We start from the raw sequence: 12666 nt of genomic DNA, 5'->3' as shown, positions 1-12666 counted from the left end.
ACCTTGGATAGCGCTGTAGTGAGCGAATACGTCTTGTCCGCCATTGTCTTGAGCGATAAAACCAAAACCTTTAGCTTCATTAAACCACTTTACAGTGCCTTCAACTTTATCTGACATAAATTTTCCTAACTCTTTAACTGTTGGCGAGACGTGTGTCATCACCGATTAATTGATATATACCCAAACTATTTTCTGCTAAATGCAACAGTCAATACGATCAAAATATCGTTAGATAGCTTGAAATTACGACCTAAAATCTTTTGAGTACAGGCTGATTATAGCAGCTTTTTATAATCGCAACAGGTTAAATTGATGATTTTTGTAAACAACGACAAGCCGTTTTTAAAAGTCACGAAAGCCAATTAAATACTATCTAATACATTGATAAGAAAGATGTTTTATATTATTTACTATCTATCATTCTAACGTAAAGGTGTCATTTAAGTTGATGACAGCATTATCTCAAATAATAAATAGGTGATAAGTCAGCATATGCTTTATTGAGATATCGGTAACCACGGTGAACTTAATACTAACAAACAAAGCGCAAAAAATATCAGCGAAAATGACTGACTATAGGCGATGTATTTAGCAGGTATCACCAAGTCTTTAGGAGAATCAGGAATACCTTTACGCTTTAGTAAACGCGTCCCGTATATCCATCCAAAGGTAGTATAGATGCCATAAGCAGCAGGTACCGTAATGGCTAGTGGCGTCAAGTCAATCACATATAATATGACAACGGAAATAAAGAACCACAAAGTATCCAAGAGTGAGCTGATTTGAAAAAACTTAGACTTAGGCAATTTGCCATCGGTTTTTTTGAGCATCTCCCCTTCTATCCATATTAAAACAGCTACCACAGCGCTAAGAGTAATATATACGAATTGCGGCGTTAGCCAGTCTGGATAAGATATTTGCACAACACACAACCTATAATCTATAAAAAATAAGAACGCGCAACTCAATCGTCTTGATAATTAATCAGCAATTGGTTGCACTAAGAATATTCAAAAATCAATGAAGGCTAGATATATGAGGCATCGATTGGTCGTTTTCAACCAACACCAAAGCGATTGTGGTTAAAATTTCATTAAAGTAGTGCAAACTAAAAAAGCCCACACTATTAAGTAATAGCATGGGCTCTTAGTTCTATATCAACGATTAATCTCTTAATAGCCTAATACTAAATTAGTTTTTTTCTTTATCGATGATTTTATTACCACCGATCCAAGGCATCATGCCACGTAGCTTAGCGCCAGTGATTTCGATTTGATGCTCTGCATTGTTACGACGACGAGCCGTCATTGATGGATAGTTGGTTGCGCCTTCAGAGATAAACATCTTCGCGTACTCACCAGACTGAATGCGTTTTAGGGCATTACGCATGGCTTCACGTGATTGCTCATTGATGACTTCAGGACCAGTTACGTATTCGCCATATTCAGCATTGTTACTGATTGAATAGTTCATATCAGCGATACCGCCTTCATACATGAGGTCTACGATAAGCTTAAGCTCATGCAAGCACTCAAAGTAAGCCATTTCTGGTGCATAGCCTGCTTCTGTTAGTGTCTCAAAGCCCATTTTAACCAGCTCTACTGCGCCGCCACAAAGTACTGCTTGCTCACCGAATAGATCAGTTTCAGTTTCATCTTTAAAGGTTGTTTCGATGATACCTGAACGACCACCACCAACGCCAGCAGCATATGACAATGCCAATTGTTTGGCTTGACCTGAAGCATCTTGGTAGATAGCGATAAGATCAGGGATACCGCCGCCTTTTGCAAACTCTGAACGTACCGTATGACCGGGTGCTTTTGGCGCAACCATGATGACATCAAGATCACCACGTGGTACGACTTGGTTATAATGAATCGCAAAACCATGAGCAAAGGCTAGGGTCGCGCCCTCTTTGATGTTAGGCTCAATCACGTCGTTATAAAGCTCTTTTTGGAACTCATCAGGCGTCAAAATCATGATGACATCAGCAGCTTTTACCGCTTCTTCTACCTCTGCGACTTTCAAGCCTGCGTTTTCCGCTTTTTTCCATGAGCCAGAGTTAGCACGTAGACCAACGGTCACATCAACGTCTGAATCTTGTAGGTTAAGCGCGTGTGCATGGCCTTGTGAACCGTAACCAATAATGGCAACTTTTTTGCCTTGGATGATTGATAGATCACAATCTTTATCATAATAAACGTTCATAAACAGAGTCCTTTTCCTAAATCATGGCTTGCCATGGATAAATAAACACTTAAATTATAATCACCTTATCGAAGTGATGGGTGAGATAAGCGCTATGTTAATGTTTGAATAAATAATTTGACCTACAATAGGTACAGTAAGTACCCATTATAAACTGAGCGTTTTTTCGCCGCGTGCAATACCAATCACACCCGAACGCACCACTTCCATAATACGTTCACGACCAATCACATCAATAAAGCCGTCAAGTTTGGCTTTGTCACCGACGATTTGAATGGTATATAGATTGGCGTTCACATCAACGATTTGTGCACGGAAAATATCAGCACTGCGTTTAATCTCTTCACGTACGCCACCCGTCGCCCGTACTTTTATGAGCATCAACTCGCGTTCGACGTGTACGGTATCTGATAGATTAAGCACTTTAACCACTTCAATCAATTTATGCAATTGCTTGGTGATTTGTTCTATTTTTTCAGGTGACGTAATAGTGGTCAATGTTAAGCGAGAAATGCTCGAGTCGTCTGTTGGCGCAACGTTCAAAGTTTCAATGTTGTAGCCACGTTGAGAGAACAAACCGACCACTCGCGACAACGAACCCGCTTCGTTTTCCATCAATACCGAAATCAGATGTTGTTGTTGCATTAGGTACGCTCCCCTTTTGTTAACCACATATCACGCATTGCTTGCCCAGCGATTTGCATCGGATATACATGCTCGTTACGATCGACATAAACGTCAATAAATACCAATCTATCTGTTATTGCCATGGCTTCCGCCAATTGCGCTTCCATGGTCGCAGGATCAGTAATCTTGATACCGACGTGACCATAGCTTTCAGCGAGTTTGACAAAGTCTGGTAGTGAATTCATATAAGAATGGGCATGACGACCTTCGTACAGCATATCTTGCCACTGCTTCACCATACCTAATTGGGCGTTATTTAGATTTAAGATTTTAACCGGCAAATTATATTGTAAGCAGGTTGAGAGCTCTTGAATATTCATCTGAATAGAGCCTTCACCCGTGATACAAACCACGTCACGCTCAGGGTTAGCAAGTTTGGCTGCCATCGCATACGGCAAGCCAACACCCATCGTCCCTAAACCACCTGAGTTTAGCCATTGGCGCGGCTCATTATAGGTATAATAAAGCGCGGCAAACATCTGATGCTGACCGACGTCACTGGTGATAATAGCGTTACTATTCGTCACTTTATCTAAGGCTTGAACGACCGCTTGTGGCTTAATGCCATTATCAGTGCTGGTGTCATAACGCAGGCCATGACGCTTACGCCACTCATTAATCTGTGACCACCAATCCAACAATGCTGGTTGATCTAACTCTTTATCTTCACCGATAATCTCTATGATATCGGTCAGGACAGATTTGACATCGCCCACGATCGGAATATGCGCATTAATCGTTTTTGAAATAGAGGTAGGATCAATATCAATATGAATAATCGTCGCATTTGGACAGAATTTTTTGACATTATTAGTGACACGGTCATCAAAACGTGCGCCAACTGCCAAGATGACGTCGGCATGATGCATGGTCATATTGGCTTCATACGTGCCATGCATACCGAGCATACCCAAGAACTGACTATCAGAACCAGGGAACGCACCCAAGCCCATTAAGGTATTGGTTACTGGTAAATTTAAACGGTGCGCAAGATTAGTAAGCTCTTTATGCGCATTGCCTAAAACAACACCGCCACCAGAGTAAATAATCGGACGCTTTGCAGCAAGCAGCGTTTCAACCGCTTTTTTAATCTGACCACTATGACCTTTTAATGACGGCTGATACGAACGTATAAACACTTCTTCTGGATAAGCGTAAGCAAACTTTTCACTTGGCGCGGTCATATCTTTTGGCACATCAATGACTACAGGACCTGGGCGTCCAGACTGAGCAATATAAAAGGCTTTTTTGACAATCATTGGGATTTCGCTAGCGTGGCGCACTTGAAAGCTATGCTTCACGATAGGACGTGATACACCGACCATATCTGTTTCTTGGAAGGCATCTTCCCCAATTAGGCTGCTAGGTACCTGACCTGCGATAACCACCATCGGCACAGAATCCATAAACGCTGTTGCGATAGCCGTTACGGTATTAGTAGCACCCGGACCTGACGTCGCTAATACTACACCTGTCTGCCCTGTGACTCGCGAATAAGCATCTGCCATGTGACCGGCTGCTTGCTCATGACGTACTAAAATATGCTCAATATTTTCTTGTTGAAACAAAGCATCATAGATATGAAGAACCGCACCACCTGGATAGCCAAAAATATATTTGACGCCCTCATCAGTCAGTGATTGCACCAACATCTCAGCACCAGATAGCATTATAGGTTGCTCACTACCCTCAGCGAAGCGTTGTTGCTTTTCTTCAAAATTTTTGGCGGCATTCCCCGTTTGGGTATGTCCCGTCATATTCGGACTTTGCGTGGTTTGCGTCACTGTCATCACCTTTTTTTTGTCAAGAATTGGCGTTCATTTATAAGAGAAAACCATGCTATTTACACAAGATGGTTCGTCTTATAGAAATGGCTGCAAATCCTTATCCATATCAAGAATGTGTGCCCACTATCTCTAAGTAACGCTGTTTTATAAGACAGCAGGCTACTCAAACACAGCAATATATGTAGGGTCAGTTTTATGGCAGGAGTCTATCGATGTACAGTGACAAGATGCGTGTGCATCTATAAAAGAAGCTTATTATTGATAAATAGCAGATAGCATTTACAACAGATTGATTTGTACAGGGGCATTGATATTCACAATTTAAATCACTCTCACAGCCAATACTAATTTGTAAAATGGTTAGATTTTACGATAGGCTTATTAAAAAGATTGAATTGCTGAATATTTTTCCATGTTTAATACAACCGCTAGAGTCACGCTTAGCGCATTTCAAATAATAAGTTTATCTTAGTCATTGTAGACAGATAAGTCCGGAGACAATACATAAAGTCATCGATAACAATCGTTATAATTACTATCTTTGCAATATCATTGTCACAAAGAAACGAAAACTGCGTAAGCCACTGATAAGTAACCTATCGTCCTCATTTTCAAGTGCCACGGCAATATCATAAAAGCCGCTCACTGACCAATCAACTGCTATTATATTCGATGGTTTGTGAGCTATTGTCAAGAAAAACTTCTAAAGCCCATCCCTAACTATTAGTTATTAAATAATATACATTCATAAGGATTATTTGTTAGAATCGAAAGCGGGTACATTTTTAGTACCATTCCAACACTTAAATGTTATATTGACACATATATACACATCTGTTTTTTACCCCTTGAGAGGATTGCTACTATGGCATATGCGTCTAAAATAAATACTGCTACCAAACTGCTTGTGAGTACTGCGTATGTGCTAATACTGTCGATGAATGCCAGTCATGCTATTCAAGTTTACAAATCTGTTGGTGCACATGGTGAAGTCAAATACAGCCAACATGCGCCGCAAAATGGTAAAAACATTGAGCTGATTGAATTTCGTAGTGATGGCAGACAAAGCAATGCAGGACAATTGGCTGGCAAAACAGATGCCAATCAAAGTACTAATACTCAAAGCGTAGAAGAGCAAAGAGTTGCAGCGCTTGAAGCACGGATTAAAGAGCAAGAAGCACAAGCCAATGCACAGCGTTGCCAGTCACTCCGCAATAATTTGACCAACTTGAATGTCGGCGGACGTATTTATGAGATGGATGCAAATGGCAAGCGTCAATATTTAGACGGTCGTGAAATTGAGCTCAAACGTGAACGCGTACAGCAGGCAATTGATCAGTATTGTGGCAACTCAACTACCTAGGCTTAATGCTAATTATAGACGTTAATCAATAGCTGCATCACATGACGAAGGGCTGCTGGCATATCCTGAGCTTGTAGTCCTCGTTGTCCAACCAATAACGTATTATTACTCTGATTGACCAGCGTATCCCCTGCTAATCCATGTATAACAACCGCTTGATGCAAGCTTTGCATTCCTGACGATAAATCTTGTTGTGCTAGCAGACCAGCAATGACACCGGATAACACATCACCCATGCCGGCCGTCGCCATACCCGCATTACCGGCAGCACAAACATAAACGTGGTGCTCGTCTAAGCCCTGCTCTAATATCAAAGAACCTGCGCCTTTTAGCACCCATTCACCACCATAAGTTATAGCGCACTGTTTTATCGCTTGTAGTCTATTGCTTTCCACCTCACTGATTCTCTTATTCAGTAATCTAGCAGTTTCGCCACTGTGCGGTGTCAAACAAACTTGATGATTAACGCTATATTCTCGCAGCTGACTGACCAATTCATGATGCTCTAATTGCAATGATGCCAAATGATAAAGTCCATCAGCATCAATCACTATTGCCTTTTTAGCTGTCATCGCAGTTTGTAGATACTTTATAAACAACACTTTTGCTTTTTCATCACGACCAAGCCCCATACCAATCGCAATCACAGTGGCTGACTTGATTAACTCCTGCACTCCGTCCATATCATGCAAATTAATCGTCATTGCATCTGGTAGCGACGTTAATAGGGCGCTATGAAAAGCCTCATGGCAAGCAACTGTAATTTTACCCGCTCCTGCCGCCATCGAGCTCGAAGCAGACAGTATCGCCGCGCCGCCCATACCTTGTGAGCCATCGATACGATTACCGCCAATAATCAGTACATGACCATAGCTACCTTTGTAGCTATTTTGACGGCGAGGACTTAGACCATATGCAGTAGTAATCAGTGTTGCTACTGGCCTGAATCTTTTATCATTTATTGGATAAGGTATCAGCGGTATATCAATTACCTTGCCACTATGATCCATACCATCTTTGGTATGCAAACCGAATTTCCGTGCAATTAAGCATAGCGTTATATCAGCTTGTATGGCCACATGCTCAAACACCTCGCCAGTCGAAGCCACCAGACCACTTGGAATATCAACCGCAATGGCCAAGGTACTATTTCGTTCAGATAACTCATTAAAAGTGCTAATGGCTGTTTTATAAATACCTGTAGGCGCACGATCCAGTCCAATACCAAACAGCGCATCAATATAAACATCGGCTTGCAGATTACCATCTATTCCTTCTTCTAGATCACAAGCACTATTTTCAAAGCGTCGATAAGGGCAATTGGCCAATAGTGCCTCTTTTAGGGCTTTTTGTGCGTCGGAAAATGCTGTTGTGTCATTGGTATCAAAATCATCACTCTTAAAACCCACTGTTACCACTTGTACCTGCCAACCCATTTGCTGTAAATAATAAGCAATGAGCCAACCGTCGCCACCATTATTACCCTTTCCAACCCAAATGCTCACTCGATGCTGACGAGGCACATAAGTAGTGGCTGATGGATATATATTTAATTGCTTTTGTTCATATAATTGTTCTATGTGTTGCGCCATTTGCCAGGCTGCTTGTTTCATCAACCCAAAACTATCATGCCCCTCTACAAACCATGCTTGCTCCATCGCATAGAGTTGTTCACTACTATATAACGGGATAGGTTTTGTACTTTTTATAGGTGATAAATTGATCTGATTTTTCATAACTAATCCTTGAGTATTTTTTGCTGATTTTTTATTTTATTGAGATATGATTACTACCATTTATTATCAGCTTAGCAAACGCTTACATCAACGTATGTATCGATATGAATGTGAAATTATTTGCTTTTATACTTGCGCTCTTAGCTCACTGGCTTATTATATCGGTATTCACTCTATCGCCTACTGTCACACATGAATAATCTTCCTAAAGTAAACTTGCCTATCTCTTCAACCCAGCAGAAATCAGCTAAGCAAACCTCTGCTGAACCTAAGCCTGCGTCCGAAAAAAAAATTAATGTGAATAATAGCCCAACATTTACCACCACAGCAGATGTCAAACAATGGATTAAAGACCAAGCACAGGCTTTAGGGTTTGCCGACTGTGGTTTTTTATCTGTGCATCATCCTTTATTTGCTAAGCAGATTGTACAATTGCAACAATGGCTCGATAAAGGCTATGAGGGACAACTGCAGTTTATGCATAACAACCATGAACTGCGGGCAAATCCTGACCAACTGGTAGAAGGGGCAAAAACCATCATCAGTGTCCGTATGGATTATCTGACTCAAGCACCAACCCCACGTACGATCACTGACAATGACTACCCCAATCAAGGTATCATCGCTCGTTATGCCAGAGGACGCGACTATCATAAAACGATGCGCAGTCGTTTGAAGCAATTGGCACTAACGATAGAAGCCATGCTTCCTAAGTGGCAACACCTCAATATAGGCTCAGAGCAAGATTTTATTTTTAGGCCTTTTAGCGACTCTGCTCCTATTTTCGAGCGACCCATTGCCGATGCTGCTGGTCTTGGCTGGACAGGAAAGCATACCTTATTAATCAACAAGCAAGCGGGTTCATTTTTTGTATTGGGTGAGCTATTTATTAGCCTCGAATTACCTGATGACAAACCGGTCAAAGAGCATTGTGGCAGTTGTAGCGCTTGTATCGACATCTGTCCCACTCAAGCGATTGTTGCGCCCTATGAGCTCAATGCTGCAGCTTGTATCTCCTACCTCACTATCGAGCACGACGGTATTATTGATATAAAATACCGCCGCGCGATTGGTAATCGCATCTTCGGTTGTGACGACTGTCAACTTATCTGTCCTTGGAATCGCTACGCCAATCTTACACCTGTAGAGGATTTCGCACCACGGCATAACCTTGATAGCAGCAGTTTGCTTGAGCTGTGGCAATGGCAAGAAGCTGAATTTATGAAAAAAACTGAAGGCAGCCCGCTTAGACGCACAGGCTATGTGAACTTTTTGCGTAATATCGCGATTGGTCTTGGAAATGCTAATGGTAATGAAGAAACCATTACTCAGTTACAATCAAAGTTGGGCGTACATAACGAAATGCTCGATGTACATATCAATTGGGCCATAGCTGAACAGTACGAGAAGTTAAAAAATCTCTAAATCTTAAGTTTATATTTCTATATGCCAAAAAAATGCCTCTTATTATAGTAAGAGGCATTTTCTATTTTTTTCGCACATATCTCTGACAGTTCAAAAGCCTATTATGGCTTAGGAATACGCAGTACTTGACCAGGATAAATCTTATCAGGGCTAGATAGCATCGGCTTATTGGCTTCAAAGATTTTCATATAATCATCCGCTGAACCATAAACCTCTTTTGCGATCTTAGACAAGCTATCACCAGATTTCACTGTATACATCGTTGACTCAGGCGCATCTTCTTCGATATCAATATTATCGATTACCTTGGCCACGTTTTGTACATTACCAATGGCGATAATCGCTTTTTCACGGTCTGCTTGTGTTTTAGCTTTACCGCTGATTTCTGCAGTATCTGTTGAGCCGTTATACTTGATTTTCAAATCGCTAATATTAAGATTCTGCTGCTGAATACGACGAAGTAAAATATTAGCAACTGATTGCGCAGAAGGTTCGCTACTCTGTACTGGCGTATTGGCGTCTGCTTTAGTTTCTGACTTGGCATCGTGTTTGGCGTCATCACGATTGAAAATTTTATCACCGATATCTTTTGCGAAACTGAACATACCCATTTACATACTCCTTTAAATATTCTTATTTATTATTCATCATTATTCTTTTAATGGCATATACTTTCATATATAACCACACTATATATAACTACACTTTGTTACTGCTTACCATTATGAGTATAGACAAAGATAGGTGATGTAGATAGTAATAGTATGTTGAGTAATGTTGATTTGGCGTAGCTTATGTTAACGTATTGATTAATCACATAACTACCTGTTGCCATGGCAAATTAAGAACATAAAAAAACCGCCTATCTCTACAGATAGGCGGCTAGAATAACTCGCTAAGCCACTAGCTAATTATAGCTGCGCTTGTACATAATCAATCGCTTTTTGAACAGTCGTTAATTCTGCTGAATCTTCATCAGGAATGGTAATGCCAAAGTCACTTTCAAATGACATAACCAATTCGACTAGGTCTAACGAATCTGCACCTAAGTCTTCCATAAATGATGCATCATTGTTGATATCTTCAACATTCATACCCAATTGCTCAGCTACTGCAGCTTTAACTCTTAGCTCGGTATCATTACTCATGTAGATTTCTCCTTTTTGATCTATTATTTTGGCAAGTCACCATAGGCCTATCATTAGGCTCTACGGCATTGTATATAAAATCATATCTTCAGATTAGCACAGCTATCCGAGTACTTTGTAACTTGTTTTATAGCTGGTTATACATTTTGACTGATGTCTAGTAAAGCCCTGCTATAATACAGGGCTTTGACATAAAAGTATCCGTCATTATAACACCCTTTATTATAGTTTACACTCGTGCACAGAGTTTTTTATTATAACTGTGTAACACTTATTTATCACCTACATATACATACCACCATTGACAGGAATAACAGCGCCTGTGATATAACTGGCCTCATCGCTGGCTAAGAAATGTACGGCGGCGGCAATGTCTTCTGGCTGTCCAAGGCGACTGATAGGTACAGCGTCTAGCATAGAGTTCAATAGGCGCTCATCAAGCTCGTCCGTCATATCCGTTTCGATCAAACCAGGGGCTACGCAATTAATCGTCACTTGTCGTGAGCCAATTTCACGCGCGAGCGTACGGCTGAACCCTTCGACGCCTGCTTTGGTCGCCGCATAGTTCGATTGACCTGCATTACCCATTTGAGCAACGACAGAGGTTATATTGATGATGCGACCACGGCGTGCTTTCATCATACCGCGCACAGCACGTTTACTCATGCGGTATACAGACGTCAAATTGGTATCGATAACATTTTCCCAATCGTCATCTTTCATACGCATCAGCAGACCATCTTGGGTGATACCTGCATTATTAACCAAGACTTGTACTGCGCCGTAGACGCTCTCAATCTCTTCAAACAGCTTATCAATTTGTGCGGTATCACGCACGTCTAAAACACGTCCAATACCGCCACTATCGTGGAGATAACCATCAATCAGCTCGGCACCTTTTTCCGTAGTGGCTGTACCAATAACAAAATGTCCTTCTTTGGCGAAACGTTTGGCAACGGCTTTACCAATACCACGGCTAGCACCTGTCACTAGAGTAATCGTACGACTCATGATAACACCTCCATTAATTTATCAAGACGAGCGGGCTTGTCAGTAGGATAGCTCGTAATTGGCTGTGCTTGACGCTTCGCCAAGTTGCTCAATACATTACCACTGCCGCATTCAATTAAAATATTAATTTGTTTATCAGCCAGCTCTTGCATGGTTTTTGACCATAATACTGGTTGGCTTAATTGCTCTGTTAATGCCTGCTTGATACCGACCGCACTGCTCTCGACACGCGCATGTCGATTTTGGATAACAGGAATCGTCGCTTGATCAAATTTTATTTCTGCCAGAATCTCAGCCAATGCACTACTGGCTGGCTCCATAAGCGCGCAATGTGATGGTACGCTGACCTTTAGCGGGATGGATTTTTTGCCGGTGTTTTGCACTTTATCAATAACGGCATTCACACCAGCAGCATTACCCGATATCACCACTTGTCCTGGACTATTAAAGTTGGCTGCACCTACAATGGCACCCTCGACATGTTCAGTCGCTTGCTCACACAAGTTTTCTACTCGATTGTCCTCAAGCCCTAACACTGCTGCCATGGCAGTATCGACACCTACAACGGCTTCTTGCATCAACTGACCACGCTTATGTACCAATTTAACCGCATCAGCAAGCGATATGACTTCAGCCGCACAAAGCGCACTGTACTCACCTAGAGAATGACCCGCTAAATAACAAGGCGCTGTGGTTATTTTTTGTTTTAAGATACGCCAAATGGCGATGCTGGCCGTCAGTAATGCAGGCTGAGTATATTGTGTTTGATTGAGTTTTTCTTCATTTTGACAGATTGCCCATAAGTCTTCACCAAGCGCGGCGCTAGCTTCAGTAAAGGTATCGAGAATCTCTGGATAGATTTCAGCAAGCTCACTAGTCATCCCGACTACTTGCGATCCTTGACCAGGAAAAATTACCGCAATACGTGTCGGCGGCTTTTTTACCATATCGGGTACAGAGGCCATAACCAATATTCCTTATTTAATTGGAAATATCCCTAAAAACAATTGGGGTTTATTATATTATTAGAGGCGATATAAAGCCGTTGCTTTAGTATTTGTCTAAAAAAACGGATTATCGATAAACTATACACTGACGCACACTATTATCATAGCGGATGCTACTGAAACACGTATAGTAAAAGATACCACTCACATTAAAATGGTAGAGTATATCGGTTCATTTTCATATTTTCTAAAAGCACATGGTAAAAGGTTGTTCAAATACCTACCATAAAAGCCAATAGCAAAAAGCCAAGTTATCTAGCCACATAATATATGATAGCGAAATAACTTGGCTTT

At 41.3% G+C, this 12666-nt stretch carries 12 protein-coding genes; 2 read left to right on the top strand and 10 right to left on the bottom strand.

Annotation, left to right across the window (positions count from 1 at the left end; translation table 11 throughout):
• The 5 genes from B2575_RS03275 to B2575_RS03255 form a co-directional block, all read right to left on the bottom strand.
• A partial coding sequence (locus B2575_RS03275) for a cold-shock protein (protein WP_296240108.1) occupies positions 1 to 117 on the bottom strand: 117 nt, incomplete at its 3' end.
• Positions 118 to 497: 380 nt separating this feature from the next.
• Positions 498 to 923, bottom strand: a complete 426-nt coding sequence (locus tag B2575_RS03270) for a hypothetical protein (protein ID WP_045454429.1) — start codon at positions 921 to 923, stop codon at positions 498 to 500.
• Between the two features lie 268 nt (positions 924 to 1191).
• On the bottom strand, positions 1192 to 2208 hold the full coding sequence (gene ilvC, locus B2575_RS03265) for a ketol-acid reductoisomerase (RefSeq protein ID WP_045446660.1): 1017 nt from the start codon (positions 2206 to 2208) through the stop codon (positions 1192 to 1194).
• Positions 2209 to 2355: 147 nt separating this feature from the next.
• Positions 2356 to 2853, bottom strand: a complete 498-nt coding sequence (gene ilvN / locus B2575_RS03260; RefSeq protein WP_045454430.1) for an acetolactate synthase small subunit — start codon at positions 2851 to 2853, stop codon at positions 2356 to 2358.
• A complete protein-coding gene (locus B2575_RS03255) occupies positions 2853 to 4685 on the bottom strand; it encodes an acetolactate synthase 3 large subunit (protein ID WP_296240107.1) in 1833 nt (610 codons plus the stop codon). The genes ilvN and B2575_RS03255 overlap by 1 nt, the downstream gene beginning before the upstream one ends.
• Positions 4686 to 5547: 862 nt before the next feature.
• On the opposite strand from B2575_RS03255, the gene B2575_RS03250 reads away from it, so the two are divergent.
• Positions 5548 to 6045, top strand: a complete 498-nt coding sequence (locus B2575_RS03250; RefSeq protein ID WP_296240106.1) for a DUF4124 domain-containing protein — start codon at positions 5548 to 5550, stop codon at positions 6043 to 6045.
• 8 nt (positions 6046 to 6053) lie between these two features.
• Here the strand turns inward: B2575_RS03250 and B2575_RS03245 are convergent, their stop codons facing one another.
• The gene (locus B2575_RS03245) at positions 6054 to 7781 is read right to left on the bottom strand and encodes an NAD(P)H-hydrate dehydratase (RefSeq protein WP_296240105.1); all 1728 of its coding nucleotides are present in this window, start codon (positions 7779 to 7781) and stop codon (positions 6054 to 6056) included.
• Positions 7782 to 7973: 192 nt separating this feature from the next.
• Between B2575_RS03245 and queG the strand changes: the two genes are divergently transcribed.
• The gene (queG, locus tag B2575_RS03240; RefSeq protein ID WP_296240104.1) at positions 7974 to 9206 is read left to right on the top strand and encodes a tRNA epoxyqueuosine(34) reductase QueG; all 1233 of its coding nucleotides are present in this window, start codon (positions 7974 to 7976) and stop codon (positions 9204 to 9206) included.
• 101 nt (positions 9207 to 9307) lie between these two features.
• Here the strand turns inward: queG and lysM are convergent, their stop codons facing one another.
• From lysM to fabD, 4 genes are all read right to left on the bottom strand, one after another.
• Positions 9308 to 9817 carry a peptidoglycan-binding protein LysM gene (gene lysM, locus B2575_RS03235; protein WP_055125278.1) on the bottom strand — a complete coding sequence of 170 codons (510 nt, stop codon included), beginning with the start codon at positions 9815 to 9817 and terminating at the stop codon, positions 9308 to 9310.
• Positions 9818 to 10117: 300 nt separating this feature from the next.
• A complete protein-coding gene (gene acpP, locus B2575_RS03230; RefSeq protein ID WP_025652201.1) occupies positions 10118 to 10354 on the bottom strand; it encodes an acyl carrier protein in 237 nt (78 codons plus the stop codon).
• Between the two features lie 282 nt (positions 10355 to 10636).
• Positions 10637 to 11365, bottom strand: coding sequence for a 3-oxoacyl-ACP reductase FabG (fabG, locus tag B2575_RS03225; RefSeq protein WP_045454442.1), 729 nt, complete (start codon positions 11363 to 11365; stop codon positions 10637 to 10639).
• On the bottom strand, positions 11362 to 12330 hold the full coding sequence (gene fabD / locus B2575_RS03220) for an ACP S-malonyltransferase (protein ID WP_087814664.1): 969 nt from the start codon (positions 12328 to 12330) through the stop codon (positions 11362 to 11364). The genes fabG and fabD overlap by 4 nt, the downstream gene beginning before the upstream one ends.
• Positions 12331 to 12666 lie beyond the last annotated feature (336 nt).

The sequence above is a fragment of the Psychrobacter sp. UBA6739 genome, from assembly GCF_002453835.1.
Taxonomy (GTDB): domain Bacteria; phylum Pseudomonadota; class Gammaproteobacteria; order Pseudomonadales; family Moraxellaceae; genus Psychrobacter; species Psychrobacter immobilis_A.
This window is presented reverse-complemented; position numbering and strand designations above follow the sequence as displayed.

What these genes read in the sequence shown, in the direction of transcription:
- ilvC (WP_045446660.1), bottom strand. Translation starts at nt 2,208, where the DNA reads ATGAACGTTTATTATGATAAAGATTGTGATCTATCAATCATCCAAGGC.
- ilvN (WP_045454430.1), bottom strand. Translation starts at nt 2,853, where the DNA reads ATGCAACAACAACATCTGATTTCGGTATTGATGGAAAACGAAGCGGGT.
- B2575_RS03255 (WP_296240107.1), bottom strand. Translation starts at nt 4,685, where the DNA reads ATGACAGTGACGCAAACCACGCAAAGTCCGAATATGACGGGACATACC.
- B2575_RS03250 (WP_296240106.1), top strand. Translation starts at nt 5,548, where the DNA reads ATGGCATATGCGTCTAAAATAAATACTGCTACCAAACTGCTTGTGAGT.
- B2575_RS03245 (WP_296240105.1), bottom strand. Translation starts at nt 7,781, where the DNA reads ATGAAAAATCAGATCAATTTATCACCTATAAAAAGTACAAAACCTATC.
- queG (WP_296240104.1), top strand. Translation starts at nt 7,974, where the DNA reads ATGAATAATCTTCCTAAAGTAAACTTGCCTATCTCTTCAACCCAGCAG.
- lysM (WP_055125278.1), bottom strand. Translation starts at nt 9,817, where the DNA reads ATGGGTATGTTCAGTTTCGCAAAAGATATCGGTGATAAAATTTTCAAT.
- acpP (WP_025652201.1), bottom strand. Translation starts at nt 10,354, where the DNA reads ATGAGTAATGATACCGAGCTAAGAGTTAAAGCTGCAGTAGCTGAGCAA.
- fabG (WP_045454442.1), bottom strand. Translation starts at nt 11,365, where the DNA reads ATGAGTCGTACGATTACTCTAGTGACAGGTGCTAGCCGTGGTATTGGT.
- fabD (WP_087814664.1), bottom strand. Translation starts at nt 12,330, where the DNA reads ATGGCCTCTGTACCCGATATGGTAAAAAAGCCGCCGACACGTATTGCG.